Genomic DNA, 18,198 nt, shown 5'->3' on the forward strand with positions numbered 1-18,198 from the left:
TAATATTAATATGCGTTTTTTTACCTGAAACTAAACGCAATTCCTGCTGAAACGGTGTTGTATTCTTTTAACGTATAATCTCCATAAATTTTAAAGAATCCTAAATTGAATCGAGCACCTAAAGTACCTCTAACTCCGTTGGCATTAAAATCCATATTGATTGGATCAGTTACTGATTCTGCAATAGTTCCAACTACATTATTATTTGAATCTTTAATGTCATAATTCCAATTGTAACTTCCTTTTATTTTCAAAGTAGAATTTCCTTTGTCATAACCAACGCTTCCAAATAAAGTTATTATTGGAAAATCTAATGAAGCTACTGCTTGAATGGTAAAAGCATTTAATTTAAAGGTAGCTTCTTGATTGTTTCCTGCAAGCGTACTTACCTTTTGTAAATTATAGGTAGAAGTCATAGTTGTATAACCAGCAAATAATGCCACATTCAAAGGAAGTTTATCTAAAGGACCAAAATATTGCATTAAATCGTGTTTTATACCAATGCCAAACATACTGCCATCAACATCATTTGTATTTATTTTAGGTAGAATCCGAAGACTAATATCAGTTTTAAAAGGCATGCCAACACTTGCTTGAATCATTGGTGAAGGAACGGCATTTAAAGGTAAATCGCCACCTACACCATCGGGCATATTTATCTCTGCAACTTTATAATTTCCATTTTCATAAGGAATTCGTACACCTATTTTACTATTGTTATTGCCACCCATAACGGTTTGAATTTCAGAGTTGCCACTTTCCAAACTTAAATATTGATAGTCTGCAGTATTAAATAGAAATGTTCTTGATGATTTTGGAACAATAGCTGTACTTACATTAATTGTTAAATCGAAACCTAATTTTTTATGAGTTTTTGCAGTAGTGTACCATCCGTCATTTAAACTGTATGACATGCCATTCATTACAGGAGTCATATAATTTTGAAATAATAGAGAAGCATCATCGCTTGCTAATAATAATACATCTAAATTTTGTGCCTTTGTGGAATAACTTAATACTAGCGTAAGTATTAAAAGAGTTAATTTTTTCATAAGAGGGGTTTATAATTTAAGCAAAGATATAAATTATGAGTTAATAAATAAAAAAGACTGCAAAAAATGCAGTCTTTTAAAAAATTATAAGAATTAGAAATTACGCATCAATTTTAGCATATTTAGCATTCTTTTCAATGAATTCTCTACGAGGAGGAACTTCATCACCCATTAACATGGAGAATACTCTATCCGCTTCGGTTAGATTATCAATTATTATTTGACGAAGTGTTCTAAATTCAGGATTCATAGTCGTATCCCAAAGTTGTTCCGCATTCATTTCACCTAAACCTTTATATCGTTGAATACTAGAGCCATTTCCAAATTTTCTAGAAATTAAATCACGTTGATCATCATTCCAAGCATATTCTCTTTTTTGTCCTTTTTTAACTAAATAAAGTGGTGGGGTAGCAATAAAAACATGACCTGCTTCAATTAATTCTTTCATATATCTAAAGAAGAAGGTTAAAATAAGTGTAGCAATATGACTACCATCCACATCGGCATCCGTCATAATTACAATTTTGTGATAACGTAATTTACTTAGGTTTAAAGCTTTACTATCTTCTTCGGTTCCAATAGTAACGCCTAAAGCTGTAAACATATTTTTAATTTCTTCGTTTTCAAAAACTTTATGCTGCATAGCTTTTTCAACATTTAAAATTTTACCACGTAAAGGTAAAATTGCTTGAAAAGCTCGGTCTCGTCCTTGTTTAGCTGTTCCACCTGCTGAATCTCCTTCGACTAAAAATATTTCACATTTTTCTGGATCAGTTTCAGAACAGTCACTTAATTTACCAGGCAAGCCACCAATGGACATTACTGTTTTACGCTGAACCATTTCACGTGCTTTTTTAGCAGCATTACGTGCTTGTGCTGCCAGCATTACTTTTTGAACTATGATTTTGGCATCGCTAGGGTTTTCTTCTAAATAATTTTGCAACATTTCAGAAACGGATTGACTTACTGCTGAAGATACTTCACGATTTCCTAATTTGGTTTTGGTTTGTCCTTCGAATTGAGGTTCTTGAACTTTTACAGAAATAATTGCTGTTAATCCTTCACGAAAATCATCTCCAGCAATTTCAAATTTCAAATTTTTCAACATTCCAGAGGCTTCAGCATATTTTTTTAGTGTATTTGTTAATCCACGTCTAAAACCTGATAAATGAGTTCCTCCTTCGTGCGTATTTATGTTGTTAACATACGAATGTAAATTTTCGGTATAGGAAGTGTTATAAACCATAGCAACTTCAACAGGAATACCATTTTTTTCACCTTCCATTGAAATTATTTTAGCTGTAAGTTGCTCACGTGTAGCATCTAAATACCTAATAAATTCTGGTAATCCTTCATCACTATAAAATTTTTCATTAATAAAATTACCTTCTTCATCTTTATTCCTTTTGTCGATAATAGTAATGGTAAGTCCTTTATTTAAAAATGAAAGTTCTCGCAATCTTGATGCTAACGTTTCATAACTAAATTCAGTGGTTTGTGTAAATATAGTTTTATCTGGCGAAAAGGTAATTAAAGTGCCTATTTCATTACTTTCTCCTATGGTTTTAGCTGGATAAAGTGCCTTCCCTTGTTCATATTCTTGTTCCCAAATTTTACCATCTAAATAAATAGTTGCTCTTAAATGTTCAGAAAGTGCGTTAACAACGGAAACACCAACACCGTGTAATCCACCAGATACTTTATAAGAATCTTTGTCAAATTTACCACCAGCACCAATTTTAGTCATTACAACTTCTAATGCTGAAACGCCTTCTTTTTTGTGCATTCCAACTGGAATACCACGACCGTTATCTTTTACTGAAACAGAATTATCTTCATTTATAATTACATTAATGGTATCACAATGGCCAGCCATTGCTTCATCTATAGAGTTATCCACTACTTCATAAACCAAATGGTGTAATCCTCTTGTGCTAACATCTCCAATATACATGGAAGGACGTTTACGCACATGTTCCATTCCTTCTAACGCCTGAATACTATCTGCTGAATACTCGTGTTTTTTTTCTTCGTTGCTCATAAAAAAATAATTTTATCTATATTTTATATTACACAAATATAATAATTCAATAAGTACTATTTTATGCTTAAAAATCATACAACATTGAAGTTGTTAACAATTGTTATTTAATTAAAAATGGCTTAAATCAAATAAAAAGTAGCTTAAAATAAAGTTTTATAACTTAATTATGTTTTACTTTTTTAAAATCACTAATTATGGCTTAAATCAATTTTAAATGAGTCAATATTTTTTAAATTTTAATAAAAAAAAACAAAAAAAAAGTCAAACTATTCTAGTATAATTAATTAAATACTATTTTTGCGAATGCAACAAAAGGTACTTATTTTAGATTTCGGATCGCAATACACACAGTTAATTGCCCGAAGAGTTAGGGAGTTAAATATTTTTTGCGAAATTTTTCCTTACAACAGTTTAAATTTTAAAATAGAAAATTATAAAGCGGTTATTTTATCAGGAAGTCCCTTTTCTGTTCGATCCAATGACGCCCCAAAACCCGATTTGTCGTTTATCAAGGGAAAATTACCACTACTAGGGGTTTGTTTTGGAGCTCAATATATGGCTCAAAAATTTGGTGGTAAAGTTGAAGCTTCTGAAATTAGAGAATATGGACGAGCTAATTTGAATTATATTAAACCTAACGATTTGTTTTTTGAAGAAGTTTCTAAAGGAAGTCAGGTTTGGATGAGTCATAGTGATACCATTACCAAATTGCCAGAAACTTGTGAATTGTTGGCAAGTACCAATGATGTCAAAAATGCAGCTTTTAAGTTTGAAAATGAAAAAACATATGCAATTCAATTTCATCCTGAGGTTTATCATTCAAAAGATGGCTTGCAAATATTAGAAAATTTTTTAGTTAAAATTGCGAAGGTATCCCAAACTTGGACACCAGATTCGTTTGTTGAAACCACCGTTGAAGCACTTCAAAAAAAATTAGGAAATGATAAAGTAGTGCTAGGTTTATCTGGCGGAGTTGATTCTACCGTTGCAGCTACTTTATTAAGCAAAGCAATAGGGAAAAATTTATATTGCATTTTTGTAAATAACGGATTGTTGCGTAAAAATGAATTTGAAGATGTACTTGAGCAATATAAAGGAATGGGTTTAAATGTAAAAGGGGTTGATGCTTCGGCACGTTTCTTGAAAGAATTGAAAGGCATAACGGAACCAGAAGCTAAACGAAAAAGTATTGGAAAAGTTTTTATTGAAGTTTTTGATGATGAAGCACATTTAATAAAAAATGTAAAATGGTTAGCACAAGGTACTATTTATCCTGATGTAATAGAATCGGTTTCGGTAAGTGGAGGTCCTTCAGCTACTATAAAATCACATCATAATGTAGGTGGGTTACCAGATTTTATGAAATTAAAAGTAGTTGAACCTTTAAAAATGTTATTTAAAGATGAAGTTAGGCGAGTGGGCAAAACTTTAGGATTAAGTGCGGATTTATTAGGAAGGCATCCCTTTCCAGGACCTGGTTTTGGAATTAGAATTTTGGGAGATATTACCGAAGAAAAAGTTAAAATTTTACAAGAAGTAGATGCCATTTTTATAAAAGGATTAAAAGAGGAAGGCTTATATGATAAAATTTGGCAAGCTGGTGCAATTTTATTGCCAGTAAATTCTGTAGGTGTTATGGGTGATGAGCGTACTTATGAAAAAGTAGTAGCTTTAAGAGCGGTAGAATCTACCGATGGAATGACAGCAGATTGGGTAAATTTACCTTATGAATTTTTACAAAAAATATCAAATAAAATAATAAATGGGGTAAAAGGCGTTAATAGAGTAGTGTATGATATTAGCTCAAAACCACCTGCAACTATTGAATGGGAATAACCAATTATAAATTACAATCTATGAAAAAAATATTTTTTTTAATATTTATTCTTTTTTTTATCAGCGAAATTAATTTTGCACAACAAAAAAAATATAAATCTTATAGTGTTAAACAAGGCGAAACTATGAAAAGTATCGCTAAATTTTATCACTTGTCAACTCGTGATTTGTTGCGATTAAATCCAGGTATAAAAAGAAAACCAAAAGCAAATACAGTTATTATTGTTCCTAATGAAAACTATGGAAAAAATAGTTCAGAGTTTAATAAGGAAGTAGAAAATGATAATTTTTACACGATAAAACCAAAGGAAACTTTATATGGTATTTCAAAAAAATATAATATAACTATAGAAGCATTAAAAAAAGCTAATCCTAAGTTAATAGAAGGAGTAAAAATAGGAATGCAAATAATTATTCCAAAATCTACTAACGAAGTATTGTTAGATTCTACTAAATATGTAATGCATAAAGTAATAAAAGATGATACTTTTTATAGTTTAACAAAAAAGTATGAGGTTACAGAAGAAGATTTAAAATTACTAAATCCTGAATTAATTGAAGGTTTAAAACTAGGAATGGATATTAAAATAAAACCTATTTCTGATGAAGAAGAGTATGATGAACTTAAACCATTTACTGAAAATATTGATTTCACCAAAAAATTAAAAGTTTATTTTATGCTTCCTTATCAATTGAATAAATTAACGGATTCTGTTGAAAATAAATGGTTTAGCAAGTCGAATTCACTATTAAATATTGTTACAGACTTTCATTTAGGAGCTGCAATGGCTATTGATTCTTTAAGAAAAAAAGGAGTGCAAATTGATGTTGAGTTTATGGATACTGAAAACTCTAAATTCAAATTACAATATTTAGTCAATAAACATAATTTCACTAAAAATGATGTTGTAATCGGACCTTTATTTTATGATAATGCTTATTGGGTTGCAAATCATATAAATAGTTACGTAGTTGCTCCGTTTTATTCAAAAAATCAAGAAAAACTTTCTGCAAATAATTTAATAAATTCCGAACCAAACCAAAGTTTTTTAACCTCTAAAATGTTAGATTTCATAAAAAATAATTATAAAGGTGAAAATTTAGTTTTAATAAATGATGATAAACCTGAAAATCAATCTAAATTATGGCGTATAGTCAATCAGCTTAAACAGATGGATTCGGTTCAAGGAATTTCAGTTATAAAATCTTCAAAAGGATTTATTGATATAGATAAACTTACCGAAAAAATGGTTGAAAATAAATCTAACTGGGTTTTATTAATTTCGGATGATTTAATAACTACAGTTGCAGCAGTAAATAATTTAAAAAGTTTTGATGATACTTATGATGTAACTTTATTTGCTTTAAAAAAAGATAGAAATTTTGATACCGTAAATAACAATTATTTAGGGAAACTTAATTTTACGTACCCATCAATTGAAAATGTTTATTCTAAAGGAAAAGAAAAAAGTTCTTTTTATAAAAGATTTAAGAAAAAAAATTATGCTTTACCATCAAAATACGCAATAAAAGGTTTTGATATAACCTACGATACTTTAATAAGGTTGGCTAGTAATGAAAATTTAGAAGATGGTTTATTGTCTGGAGAGTCTTCAAGAATTGACGATAACTTTTATTATATTAAAAATGATAAAAATGAAATTGAAAATGACGGAATTCATATTATTCGCCTTTCAAAAGACTTAGTTCCAGAAATACTGAAGTTATAATTGTAAAAAGTAAACTTTCTAAAAATCCTTGGCATCGTCATTCTGAACTAGTTTCAGAATCTTATAATGATAATTGTTAATTATGATGAGAACCTGAAACTAGTTCAGGTTGACGTAAAACTTACTTTTTAGAACGTTTATTCTATATTTTAGATAAGATCCAATTATACTTTTTTCATTTGTTGTTTCAACATTTTAATTTGTTCTGTTAAAACACCTTGAGTATCTAATTTTTTAGCTTCACTTATTAGCATAGTTGCTTCACGTTTCCTTCTTTTAGTCATCGCAATTCCTGCTAATTGAAGTTTTGCCATTGCAATATCATGATCCATATTTAATCCTAACTTTAAAGCTTTTTTAAAAAACTTTTCAGCTTTAGTAATATTGGTTTGTGATAACATAATTCCTTTTAAAAAATTATAATATCCTTCTTGTTTTTTTACTAAAGCAGTCTCAGGATTTTTAATTTTGTTTAGCCATTTATCAGCTCCTGTAAAATTTTGTTTTCTCAATTGCCAAAATGATAAAAGTATAAATTCATTTTTAAAGTAAAGTAGCACAAAAATTCCAGCAAATAATACTAATGAAATTCCATTCATAATATTAGTTTCTATAAATTGAAAAACAGACCATACTAAAATTGCAGCGGCAATTACAAGTTTTATATACTTATTATACATTTTAATAATTTTTTAGGTTTGCAAAGTTACAATTTTGCACTTATTTTTTATAATATTTTTTGAATTTATAATAAGCAGCAATTGCAATTATTGTAAAAATTGTCATAGTATAATATACAAATGATGGTGTTATTGCTTTATCACCACTAGCATAGGAATGCAAACCAGCTAAATAGAAATTAACTCCAAAATAGGTGAATAAAATAGACGCAAAGGCTGCAACTGAAAATAAATTGAATGTAAACCTGCTTCTTAAACCAGGTACTAATCGTATATGTAATACAAAAGCATAAACCATAATACTAATTAACGCCCAAGTTTCTTTTGGATCCCAACCCCAATAACGTCCCCAACTTTCATTTGCCCACATTCCACCTAAAAAGTTACCAACAGTTATCATAACTAAACCAACAGTTAATGCCATTTCATTGATAATAGTTAGTTCCTTAATTTTTGAGTTTAATTGTTTTTTGTTTTTTTCAGTGGTTAAAATCATAAGTAATAATGAAATTATTCCTAATATCATTCCTAAACCAAATGGGCCGTAACTGGCAACAATAATGGCTACGTGAATCATTAACCAATATGAATTTAAAACAGGAACTAAGTTTGCAATTTCAGGATCCATCCAATTCCAATGTGCAATCATTAAAATAAATGCCGTTAAAAATGCTGTTGCAGCAATGGTCATAGATGACTTTCGACCAAATACTAAGCCGAAAAACATGGTTGCCCATCCTACATAAATCATAGATTCATAGGCATTACTCCATGGTGCGTGTCCACTAATCATCCATCTTGCAATTAAACCTCCTGTGTGCATTAAAAATAATATGATAATAATGGCAATACTTAGTTTTATTAGATAATCAACAATTTTACTTTTGCTAAAAATTTGAATAATTACTAGGAAGAATAGTAATGTTCCAATGTACATATAGTAGCTAAATAGTTTTTTAAATACATCATATTTATTATAGGCTATTTCTAAATTTATTTTTTTATCGGTTGGATAGACTTTTTTACCGTATTTCTTTTGAAATTTTATAAGTCCGCCTAAGATTTCATCAGAATTAGAATAATTTTTAGTTTTTATGTCATTTGATAATGATTGTAAGTAAACAGGTAATAATTGACGTGCAAAAATAGAATCTTTCCCTTTATAATTAGTAATTTTCAATTCATTTTGTGATACCCATTTGTTAGTAGGATCATTTGGAACTGGAAATATTCGTAAAACATCACCCATTAAAGCCGAATAAAATAGATTAATTCTTTTATCGACATTAATAATATCTTTTTCAAACTTTCCTTTAATATTTGTTTTACTAGCTTTTTGTTGGAGTTTTGCTAATTTGTATTGTCCTTTTGCTGTGAAAAAGTCGGCAATTGAAGCGTATTTTTGATTGTGTGGCACCCCAATAACATCTCTTAATTTAGTATCACCTCGTTCTAAATAAATGATTGGAACTTGAAACCAAATTCTTGGCATGAGTTGAATAGATAAAAACACTTGATCTGAGTTCATATCTTTAAAAGTATCATGTTTGCTTATTTTTCTCAATAATTGAGAAGAATAGGTATCTACAGGTTTCATTCTTCCACCTAAATCCTGAATAATTAGCTTACTAAATTTTGCAGCATGTTCTTTTGATACGGTAGTTGTAACTAAAGCAGAATCTATTTGTTGATTGGTAATTACATGTGGATTGTTTTGAGAAAATGTAAAAGATGAAGTTGCTAAGAATGCTAATAAAAGAACAGTTACTTTTTTGGATTGCAATTTTCTTAAATTTTTTCGTAAATCATCAAAACGAGTGTTTTTCATAAAAAAGATTAAAATAAGACCAGCATACAATAAAAAGTACCCAATATAAGTAATGGTGGTTCCCCAAAAATCATGATTAACAGATAACCTAGTTTCTTCATATTGTGGTGTAATATCGTAACTAGATTGGAAAAATTTATAACCTTTATAGTTTAATATGTGATTCATAAAAATTCTAAAATCAAAAGTTTTTTCTGGACTGATAACCGTTACTTCACTGGCGTAAGACATTGGACTTTGGGAGCCTGGGTACTTATCTAGTTGGAAATCTCTTAATTTAATACTAAATGGTAATTTAAATTGCCTAGCTCCATAAGCTATCTTAAAGTTTAATCCATCAACAGTAAAAGATGTAGGGCGTTGAATACTATATTTACCGCCTTTTACGGTAATATCACGAGTTTTATTGTCAACAGAAACCTTAAAAGTAAGTTGTGATAAGTTATTCGATTTTTCACCTCCAGAAACTGTTTTATAAGTTCCTTTAATCGGTAATTGTGGTATAACAAACTGTAAATTACCAATATTATGAACAGCTAGTATTGAGAAATCTTGTAAAGAATCTTTTACAATATTTCCATTAAATTTATCTGCCATTCTAAAAAACGTTCCATTTTCTACGGACTTAATTTTTAGTTTTCCATCAATATATTTAAAATTGATAGTGTTTTCAGATGGAGTATCAAAACCAATAGCAGAGCCATGAATAACTTCAGAAGTCCCTTGTTTAATATAATGATCATGTCTTCCTCCATTGCTAGATTCAACAAATTTCAAGTAAGTTGCTCCATTTGGGGAATTTTCAAAAACGGTTGTAGCATGTGGAATGTACTTAATTAATCTAATGGAAACATCTTTGTCTTTAAATTTGGTGGTGTAAGTATAATGGTTATCAGTTATAGATGATAATAGAATTTTGTCGAATTTTGGAACTTTTTGAACCTTTCCATTATCGACATAAACACTGATATAATTTGATTCAGAAAAAAAAGTATTACTAACTTCTCCTTCTTTAATTGGCATAACACCTTCAAAACTAATATATCTTGTTATTCCTGCTCCAATTAAAATAAAAATAAATGCTAAATGAAAAGATAAGGTTACTAATTTTTCTTTTTTATATAATTTGTATTTGAAAATATTACCAAAAAAATTAACAACAAAAAAGAGCATAATTCCTTCAAACCACCAAGCATTGTAAACCAAAGCTCTTGCAGTTTCTGTACCAAAATCATTTTCAATAAAAGTTGCAATTCCCATAGAAGTTGCAAAAACAATAAATAAAATGGCTGTTAATTTGGTAGAATATAGTAAGGATAAAATTTTATTCATTTTGATAAAATTAGGATTTCAAAAAAAGTATTTCGCAAAAATAATGATAAATGTCATAAAACTACTGTTATTTTAGCTTTAAATATTTTTTTTGTTAAAAGTTATAGTTGCAAATATAAAAGTAACTTTAGTTACAAAATATGATTAAAGTCATATTTCAAAAAGTGTGAATTTTGACTAAAAATTATCACTAACCAAAGAAATTTTGTAATTTTGAAAACCAATTAATCTTATGAATAATTTAAGTTTTTATAAAAACTATTTCTACCAATACATGCTTATAAAGTGTCCTGAATGCTTTGATAATTAATTGTATTTCTCAATAAAGATTTATTTCACATTTATTTCAATTAAAATTAACTTAAAAAATATAGAATTATGGATTTACCATATGCTGAACCATATAAAATAAAAGTAATAGAACAAATAAAACGATCTACAAAAGAGCAACGTTTAAAATGGATAAAAGAAGCGAATTACAACCTTTTTAACTTAGCCTCAGATAACGTTTTTATCGATTTATTAACTGATTCAGGAACGGGTTCTATGAGCGATAAACAATGGGCTGAGATTATGATTGGTGATGAAAGTTATGCCGGATCACGATCTTTTAAAAAACTTAAAGATACTGTTAAAAGAATTACAGGATTCACCTATTTTTTACCAGTTCACCAAGGAAGAGCAGCAGAAAATGTATTATTTTCAACCTTAGTAAAAGAAGGTGATATTGTGCCAGGCAACTCACATTTTGACACCACTAAAGGTCACATTGAATTTAGAAAAGCAACCGCTATTGATTGTACTATTGATGAAGCTTTTGATACATCAATTATTCATCCATTTAAAGGAAATGTAGACATTAATAAATTGCAAAATGTTTTTGATAAATATCCTACTGAAAAAATTCCTTTTGTTATTTTAACCATTACCTGTAATAGCTCAGGCGGTCAACCAGTATCTATTGAAAACGTTAAAGAAGTTTCAAAAATTTGTAAAAAATACAATACTCTGTTAATTTTTGATTCGGCACGTTTTGCTGAAAACGCCTATTTTATCAAAAAAAGAGAAAAAGGATATAAAAATAAAACAATAAAGGAAATTGCTAAGGAATTATTTTCTTATGGAGATGGAATGACTATGAGTGCCAAAAAAGATGGTTTGGTAAATATGGGTGGATTTATAGCTTTAAATAGTGAAGAAATATTTAAACAAGCTACCGTTTATACCATTATGTTTGAAGGTTTTATTACCTATGGAGGGATGAATGGACGAGATATGGGAGCTTTAGCTCAAGGATTAGATGAAGCTACTGAATTTGATTATTTAGAAAGTAGAGTAGAGCAAGTTGCATATTTAGGTCAAAAATTAGTTGAATATGGCGTACCTGTTCAACAGCCAATTGGTGGCCATGCTATATTTTTAGATGCTAATAAATTTGTACCAACCATTCCAAGAGAAGAATATAGAGCACAAGCATTAGCCATTGAAATTTATGTAGTTGGCGGAATTAGAGGTGTTGAAATAGGAACAGTTTTAGCAGATAGAGATCCTGTAACTCGTGAAAATAGATATCCTGATTTGGAATTAGTTCGTTTAGCAATTCCAAGAAGAACCTATACCCATAATCATATGGAATATATAGCAGCAGTTTTAGAAAAAATTTACGATACTAGAAAAGAAGCAAAATCTGGTTATATAATTGTAGATGAAGCACCTATTATGAGACATTTTACGGCTAAGTTTAAAAAAATATAATATCTTTTAATCTTTATTTAGTAGATTTGTGAAAATCAAATTTTCAAACTAACCATATGTTATCAAGAGCAAGTAAGTATGCAATACTATCCACACTATATTTAGCAGAGCATGCAAGCAAAGAAAAAAAGATGAGTGTTAAAAAGATAGCAGATGCCATAGATGTTCCAAGTCCGTTTTTAGCAAAGCTATTTCAACAATTAGTTCATGCTAAAATAATTTCATCGGTTAAAGGTCCAAATGGAGGGTTTTATATTACTAAAAAAAATGGAGATAAAACAGTTTGTGATATTATTGAAAATATTGATGGATTACATAAATTAAATGAATGTTTTTTAGGATTAAATGAGTGTGACGGAGAAAATCCATGCCCAGTTCATTTTATTGTAGAACCATTTAAAAAAAGTATTTTAGGAAAATTTAGAGATAAATCTATTTTAGAATTTTCAAAAGAAGTAGCTGATAATGGAAGGTTTCTTACTTTAAAGCATTTAGATTTAGATTGATAAATAACAGCATTATAAGAAATCTGATAAATATCATATATTAGCTAAATAATAATATATATATTCGTAACATATAATAAAAGATAATAAGGTCTTTTTATTTAATGAAAATTTTACTAATTAAACTTAATAAACATGTTATCTAAAAAACAAGCAAGGGCTTTTTTCTTAGGCGGAACATTAGTTACATTCCTGATATTTATAGGGTTAACTATTTATTCTCTAAGTCCAGCTCAAGATCAATCGCATTCCGAAAATATTACTGCATCAGTAATTAAAGGGAAAAAAATATGGGAAAAAAACAACTGTATGGGGTGTCATACTCTTCTAGGAGAAGGAGGATATTATGCTCCAGAATTAACTAAAGTTGTTGATCGTTTAAACCAACGTTATGATGGAAATGGTGAGGCAGCTATTAAAAGTATTTTAATGTCTAAAGGACCTTGGCAACCTCACGGAAGAAAAATGGTAGCTTATGGAATGACCGATGCTGAAGCTAGTGATGTAGTGGCCTTTTTTAAATGGATTGGCAAAATAGATTTAAACGGATTTGGAACCGTAGTCTCTCCATTAGCAAAAGGAAAAATTAAAAACTAAATAAAAGTATTATGAAATATAAATCACAAAAAGTAGCATATTGGTTTTTTGCCTTTTCAATGCTATTATTAGTATTACAAATTGTGTATGGATTCATTATGGGCTTTGCCCACGCAGGATATGATGGGTTACATAGTATTATTCCTTTTAACACGGCAAAAGCAGTTCATCTTAATCTGTTGGTAGTTTGGTTGCTATCTGGTTTTATGGGGGCAGCATATTATATTATTCCAGAAGAAGCACAACGCGAATTGGTAAGTGTTAAATTAGCGTATGTACAATTAATAAGTTTAGCCGTAGTTGCTGTTGCTGCTATTATAGGTTTTCATTTTAATATTTGGGAAGGACGTAAATTTTTAGAAATACCAAGACCTTTAGATTATTTAGTAGTTGTAAATGTCTTATTATTTATGGCATTAATTCTTATAACACTATTTAAGGGCAAAAGAAAAACAACTACAGCTCTAGTACTTTCTATGGGCTTATTATTTGCAGCATTATTGTATTTGCCAGGTATGATTTTCTTTGACAGCCAAGTGTTAGATTCCTTTTTTAGATGGTGGGTAGTTCACCTATGGGTTGAAGGTGTTTGGGAATTAATAATGGGAGGTATTTTATCTTTCTTATTAATAAAATTAACAGGTGTTGATAGAGAGGTTATTGAAAAATGGTTATATGTAATTGTTGGACTAACATTTCTATCTGGTATTTTAGGTACAGGTCACCATTACTATTATATAGGAGTAAATAAAATTTGGTTAATTGTAGGAGGTATATTCTCTGCATTAGAACCATTAGCATTTTTAGCAATGGCATTGTTTGCAGTAAATATGTATAGAAAAGGAGAAAAAAAACATCCAAATAAAATAGCATTGTATTGGACATTAGGTGCTGCAATAGTATCATTTGTTGGAGCTGGCTTATTAGGTTTTGCACATACATTACCACAAACTAATATTTATACTCACGGAACTTTAGTTACCGCAATGCATGCCCACCTTGCATTTTGGGGTGCTTATGCTATGATTGTTTTTGCAATTATAAGTTATACTTTACCTAATATGACTGGAAGAAAATTATATGATAGTACTAGAGGTAGAATAGCATTTTGGTTATCAAATATAGGAATGATAGGGATGACAGTGGCTTTTGGTGTTGCAGGAGTTGTACAAGTATATTTAGAACGAATAATGAAAATGGATTTTATGGTGGTTCAAAAACAAATAGAAATTCATTTTATAGTATTAATAATTTGTGCAACGTTTTTTGCAACAGGAATTATACTTTTCTTGATAGACTTTATTAAATATGGTACTCCAACTGATGAAGCTTTAGAAATAAAAGAATAAAATATTTTTGATTGATTGTCAAGGCTACTTAATAAATTTTTTATAATTTTTAATTAAGTAGCTTTGTTTTTTTAATATAAAAGTTAAAATATAAAAATGAATAATACGCCATATTATAGAGCTATAAGTAAAGAAATTGATGTTTTTGAACATTCATATAAAAATAAAATTCCATTTTTATTAAAAGGACCTACAGGAACAGGAAAATCTAGGTTTATAGAGTTTATGGCTCATAAATTAAATAAAAAATTAATAACCATAAGCTGTCACGAAGAAACTTCATCAACCGATTTAATAGGTCGGTATATTATTAAAGGTGCTGAAACTATTTGGCTTGATGGACCGCTTACAACAGCAATTAAAGAAGGTGCAATTATTTATTTAGATGAAATAGCCGAAGCAAGACCAGATGTAATTGTGGCAATTCATTCTTTAACTGATCATAGGCGAGAATTATTTATTGATAAATTAGGAATCACCTTAAAAGCCCACAAAGATTTCATGTTGGTAGCTTCTTTTAATCCAGGATATCAAAAAGGATTTAAAGAGTTAAAACCATCAACCAGACAACGATTTATAGCAACCTCTTTTAATTATCCTGAACCCAAAATTGAAGCAGAAATCTTAGTAAATGAAACTGAAATTAAAATTGAAATAGCAAAAAAATTAGTCAATATTGCAACTAAAATTAGAAATTTAACTGAGCTTGGTTTAACAGAAACCGTATCAACACGTTTATTGGTAGATGCAGCAAAATTAATTTATAGCGGATTACCAAAACGCCTTTCAGTAGAGGTAGCCATTGTTGAACCTTTAACCGATGATATTGAAGTTGTAGAAGCCTTAAAAGATTTGTGTAATTTAATGATATAAATTAGATGTTAGAATTGAGCAGTGAGTATTTAAGTTTTAATATAATTTTCTAATTACTAACGTCTCAATTCTCAATACTTTAAAACAATGTTTGAACCCGATGAATATATCTTTACCAAACTAGCTTATTACTTTAAAAGGCGTAAACGTAAAAAGCAAGAAAGTAAAGTTAATGTGGTTAATTTAATTGATATAAAGTCAAGATTAACCATTTTTGCAAGAGCTATAACGGGCAACGCTATTGAAATATTTGAGGCGGAAAGAGAAGGCGGCTATAAAAATAATAACTTTTTTTTGCCATCTAAATTTTCTGAATTACCTACAATTGATGAAAATATATCTTTTTATTTATTCAGAATATTATACTTATCTATTCAAAAAAATTTAAATTTAAATTGGAACGATAATCAAGAACATGAATTGTTTGAATCTCAGCAAAAAGCAAGTGAAACTTCTTCAGAGGTTTTAGAAATGTTATTTGAACAATTTCCTATTACTAAAAAACAGCACAAAAAATTTATTCAATTTTATTCAGAAAATATAAAGAAAAACTCTGAAGCAGACTTCACGTTTATTTATGGGAAATGGATGCGTAATAATCCGGAAGAAGATTCGAAGAATAAACTTAAAAATTTTACAGATAAAATAAAAAAAGGAAAAGAAGAAAAACCAAAAACTATTTTAAAATCAAAAGCAGTTGAAGAAATAATTTCAGTACAAGTTGATGAAAAACAACGTGAAGATGCTACCACGCAACATCAATTTGAAAAAGTTGAAACCGCCGATGAGTTTGGTGGAAATTGGAGAGATATGGATGGTGATGACGATTTAAAAGATCACGAAAATGCTTTAGATGAATTAAATATGAAATATACCGTTCGTGTGGATGATGTTGCACACTCTGTATATCAGGCAGATTTTATTGAAAACACAACAGTTTCGGAAAGTGCAGAAAGTGATAGTACCGGATATCATATTTTGTATGATGAATGGAACTATGCTAAACGAAGATATAAAGAAAATTTTTGTAAACTATATCCAAAAACGTTGCTAAAAAGTGATAGTGCTTATTATAAAAAAACCATCACTAAAAATAAATCTACTCTAATTGGATTGCGTAAATTAATGGCTTCAGTTAATAATAAACTACAACAACAACGCAGACAAACACAAGGCGAAGAATTTGATATTGATGCCATAACCGATTTGTTTGTTGATGTACACTCTGGACATACTCCTTCAGAAAAAATATATCTTTCTAAAAGAAAAAAAGAAAAAGATTTATCTATTTTATTATTGCTGGATATTAGTTTATCTAGTGATGGTTATGCAGGAGGAAATAGAGTTATTGATGTTGAAAAACAAGTTTCCATATTATTTGGCGAAATTTTAAATGAGTTTAATATAGATTTTTCAATAGATTGCTTTTACTCAAAAACAAGAAACCATTCAACATACATTACCATAAAAGATTTTGATGATGATTGGAATAAAGCAAAACTAAAAGTTGGTGCAGTTGAACCAAGTGGCTATACACGAATTGGTGCAGCTTTACGACATTCAGGAGCTATGTTAGATAAACGCGATACTAAAAACAAATGGGTTATTTTAATTTCAGATGGTAAGCCAAACGATTATGATAAATACGAAGGAAAATATGGAATAAATGATGTAAAACAAGCCTTACGAGAACTAAATGAACGCCAAATAAATTCGTATGCTTTAGCTATTGAAGCACAAGCTAAATATTATTTACCACAAATGTTTGGACAAAATCACTACCAAATTTTAACAACACCTGTAGAAATGTTGAAATCACTTGTAAAATTATATGAGAAAATAAAATATCAATCTTAAAATAGAATGCTTTAAGTTTGTATATCCGTAATTAGTAATCATAAAAAACAACGTCATGCTGAGCCTGCCTGTATTCTATGACAGTACCAAATAAAATTTCGTTTATTTAAGCAACAAATTTTAAAGTGTTCACATAGGGTGTTTGTCTATTAACAGCAGCAAAAGCTCTTGCCATTAATTTACATCTAATAATGTTAATAGTACTCATTTTATTTTTTCCTTGTTCTACTCTTTTGTGATAATAGATTTTCATTTCTGGGTTATTTTGGATCGCAGATTTAGCACATAAATCAAAAAGGGATTTAAGTTTTTTATTAGCTAAGTTACTTACTTTAGTTCTTCCTCTTATGCTTGTTCCAGAAGCATTTGGAAATGGAGCAATTCCACAATAAGAGGCATATTTTCTCCATGTTTTAAATTTTGTAAAACCATTTGTAGTAACAATCATAAAAAGTGCAGTTTGATTACCAATACCTTTTACACTAACAACTAATTTATATTGCTGATTTAATTTTTGATTAGTCTTAATAATTTGTTTCATTTCCATCTCAATATTCTGAATTTGTTTTGTCAGAAATTTTATCGCTTTTTCTTGAGTTTCAAATAAGAGTTTATTCTCTTTTCTAATGTAAATTCTCTTTTGTTCCTTGATGATGGATTTATGTCCAGCTCTTTGTTTCACAAGACGCTCTCTTAATGTAAGGAGTCTTTTTATTTTACTAATAGCTATTGACGGCAACTTGGAAGGTTTGATTTCAT

13 protein-coding genes are annotated in these 18,198 nt (G+C 29.1%); 8 read left to right on the plus strand and 5 right to left on the minus strand.

Features of this window, described 5'->3' with window-relative positions:
• Positions 1-20 precede the first annotated feature (20 nt).
• Positions 21-1,052: a DUF6588 family protein gene (locus L3J60_RS09110; protein ID WP_291975190.1), complete on the minus strand. Its 1,032-nt coding sequence runs from the start codon at positions 1,050-1,052 to the stop codon at positions 21-23.
• A gap of 100 nt (positions 1,053-1,152) precedes the next feature.
• Positions 1,153-3,093 (minus strand): DNA topoisomerase (ATP-hydrolyzing) subunit B, encoded by a 1,941-nt coding sequence (gene gyrB / locus L3J60_RS09115; RefSeq protein ID WP_291975191.1) that lies wholly within the window; start codon positions 3,091-3,093, stop codon positions 1,153-1,155.
• A gap of 306 nt (positions 3,094-3,399) precedes the next feature.
• On the opposite strand from gyrB, the gene guaA reads away from it, so the two are divergent.
• Positions 3,400-4,932 carry a glutamine-hydrolyzing GMP synthase gene (gene guaA, locus L3J60_RS09120; RefSeq protein WP_291975192.1) on the plus strand — a complete coding sequence of 511 codons (1,533 nt, stop codon included), beginning with the start codon at positions 3,400-3,402 and terminating at the stop codon, positions 4,930-4,932.
• Positions 4,933-4,952: 20 nt separating this feature from the next.
• Complete coding sequence (locus L3J60_RS09125) at positions 4,953-6,662, plus strand: LysM peptidoglycan-binding domain-containing protein (RefSeq protein ID WP_291975193.1); 1,710 nt, start codon at positions 4,953-4,955, stop codon at positions 6,660-6,662.
• A 164-nt stretch (positions 6,663-6,826) separates the two neighbouring features.
• Here L3J60_RS09125 and L3J60_RS09130 read toward each other — a convergent pair whose 3' ends face one another.
• A complete protein-coding gene (locus tag L3J60_RS09130) occupies positions 6,827-7,342 on the minus strand; it encodes a DUF2892 domain-containing protein (RefSeq protein ID WP_291975194.1) in 516 nt (171 codons plus the stop codon).
• 40 nt (positions 7,343-7,382) lie between these two features.
• Positions 7,383-10,502 (minus strand): cytochrome c biogenesis protein CcsA, encoded by a 3,120-nt coding sequence (gene ccsA, locus L3J60_RS09135; RefSeq protein WP_291975195.1) that lies wholly within the window; start codon positions 10,500-10,502, stop codon positions 7,383-7,385.
• A 378-nt stretch (positions 10,503-10,880) separates the two neighbouring features.
• On the opposite strand from ccsA, the gene L3J60_RS09140 reads away from it, so the two are divergent.
• The 6 genes from L3J60_RS09140 (at position 10,881) to L3J60_RS09165 (ending at position 17,439) form a co-directional block, all read left to right on the plus strand.
• Positions 10,881-12,257 carry a tryptophanase gene (locus L3J60_RS09140; protein WP_291975196.1) on the plus strand — a complete coding sequence of 459 codons (1,377 nt, stop codon included), beginning with the start codon at positions 10,881-10,883 and terminating at the stop codon, positions 12,255-12,257.
• A gap of 56 nt (positions 12,258-12,313) precedes the next feature.
• The gene (locus L3J60_RS09145) at positions 12,314-12,763 is read left to right on the plus strand and encodes an Rrf2 family transcriptional regulator (protein WP_291975197.1); all 450 of its coding nucleotides are present in this window, start codon (positions 12,314-12,316) and stop codon (positions 12,761-12,763) included.
• Positions 12,764-12,898: 135 nt separating this feature from the next.
• The gene (locus L3J60_RS09150; RefSeq protein ID WP_291975198.1) at positions 12,899-13,360 is read left to right on the plus strand and encodes a cytochrome c; all 462 of its coding nucleotides are present in this window, start codon (positions 12,899-12,901) and stop codon (positions 13,358-13,360) included.
• 11 nt (positions 13,361-13,371) lie between these two features.
• Positions 13,372-14,709 carry a cbb3-type cytochrome c oxidase subunit I gene (locus L3J60_RS09155; protein ID WP_291975199.1) on the plus strand — a complete coding sequence of 446 codons (1,338 nt, stop codon included), beginning with the start codon at positions 13,372-13,374 and terminating at the stop codon, positions 14,707-14,709.
• Positions 14,710-14,805: 96 nt separating this feature from the next.
• Entirely contained in the window at positions 14,806-15,582 is a 777-nt protein-coding gene (locus L3J60_RS09160; protein ID WP_291975200.1) for a CbbQ/NirQ/NorQ/GpvN family protein, read from the plus strand.
• A gap of 87 nt (positions 15,583-15,669) precedes the next feature.
• Positions 15,670-17,439 (plus strand): VWA domain-containing protein, encoded by a 1,770-nt coding sequence (locus L3J60_RS09165; protein WP_291975201.1) that lies wholly within the window; start codon positions 15,670-15,672, stop codon positions 17,437-17,439.
• A 106-nt stretch (positions 17,440-17,545) separates the two neighbouring features.
• On the opposite strand, the gene L3J60_RS09170 is transcribed toward L3J60_RS09165, so the two are convergent.
• Positions 17,546-18,198 (minus strand): IS110 family transposase (locus L3J60_RS09170; protein WP_291975202.1); only part of this gene is annotated, 653 nt, incomplete at its 5' end.

Origin of the sequence: Lutibacter sp., from assembly GCF_021647475.1 — a bacterium.
Classification (GTDB): Bacteria; Bacteroidota; Bacteroidia; order Flavobacteriales; family Flavobacteriaceae; genus Lutibacter.

Coding starts and splice junctions, on each gene's coding strand:
- L3J60_RS09140 (WP_291975196.1), top strand. CDS start 10,881: ATGGATTTACCATATGCTGAACCATATAAAATAAAAGTAATAGAACAA.
- L3J60_RS09125 (WP_291975193.1), top strand. CDS start 4,953: ATGAAAAAAATATTTTTTTTAATATTTATTCTTTTTTTTATCAGCGAA.
- L3J60_RS09130 (WP_291975194.1), bottom strand. CDS start 7,342: ATGTATAATAAGTATATAAAACTTGTAATTGCCGCTGCAATTTTAGTA.
- L3J60_RS09155 (WP_291975199.1), top strand. CDS start 13,372: ATGAAATATAAATCACAAAAAGTAGCATATTGGTTTTTTGCCTTTTCA.
- L3J60_RS09160 (WP_291975200.1), top strand. CDS start 14,806: ATGAATAATACGCCATATTATAGAGCTATAAGTAAAGAAATTGATGTT.
- L3J60_RS09145 (WP_291975197.1), top strand. CDS start 12,314: ATGTTATCAAGAGCAAGTAAGTATGCAATACTATCCACACTATATTTA.
- L3J60_RS09150 (WP_291975198.1), top strand. CDS start 12,899: ATGTTATCTAAAAAACAAGCAAGGGCTTTTTTCTTAGGCGGAACATTA.
- guaA (WP_291975192.1), top strand. CDS start 3,400: ATGCAACAAAAGGTACTTATTTTAGATTTCGGATCGCAATACACACAG.
- ccsA (WP_291975195.1), bottom strand. CDS start 10,502: ATGAATAAAATTTTATCCTTACTATATTCTACCAAATTAACAGCCATT.
- L3J60_RS09110 (WP_291975190.1), bottom strand. CDS start 1,052: ATGAAAAAATTAACTCTTTTAATACTTACGCTAGTATTAAGTTATTCC.
- gyrB (WP_291975191.1), bottom strand. CDS start 3,093: ATGAGCAACGAAGAAAAAAAACACGAGTATTCAGCAGATAGTATTCAG.
- L3J60_RS09165 (WP_291975201.1), top strand. CDS start 15,670: ATGTTTGAACCCGATGAATATATCTTTACCAAACTAGCTTATTACTTT.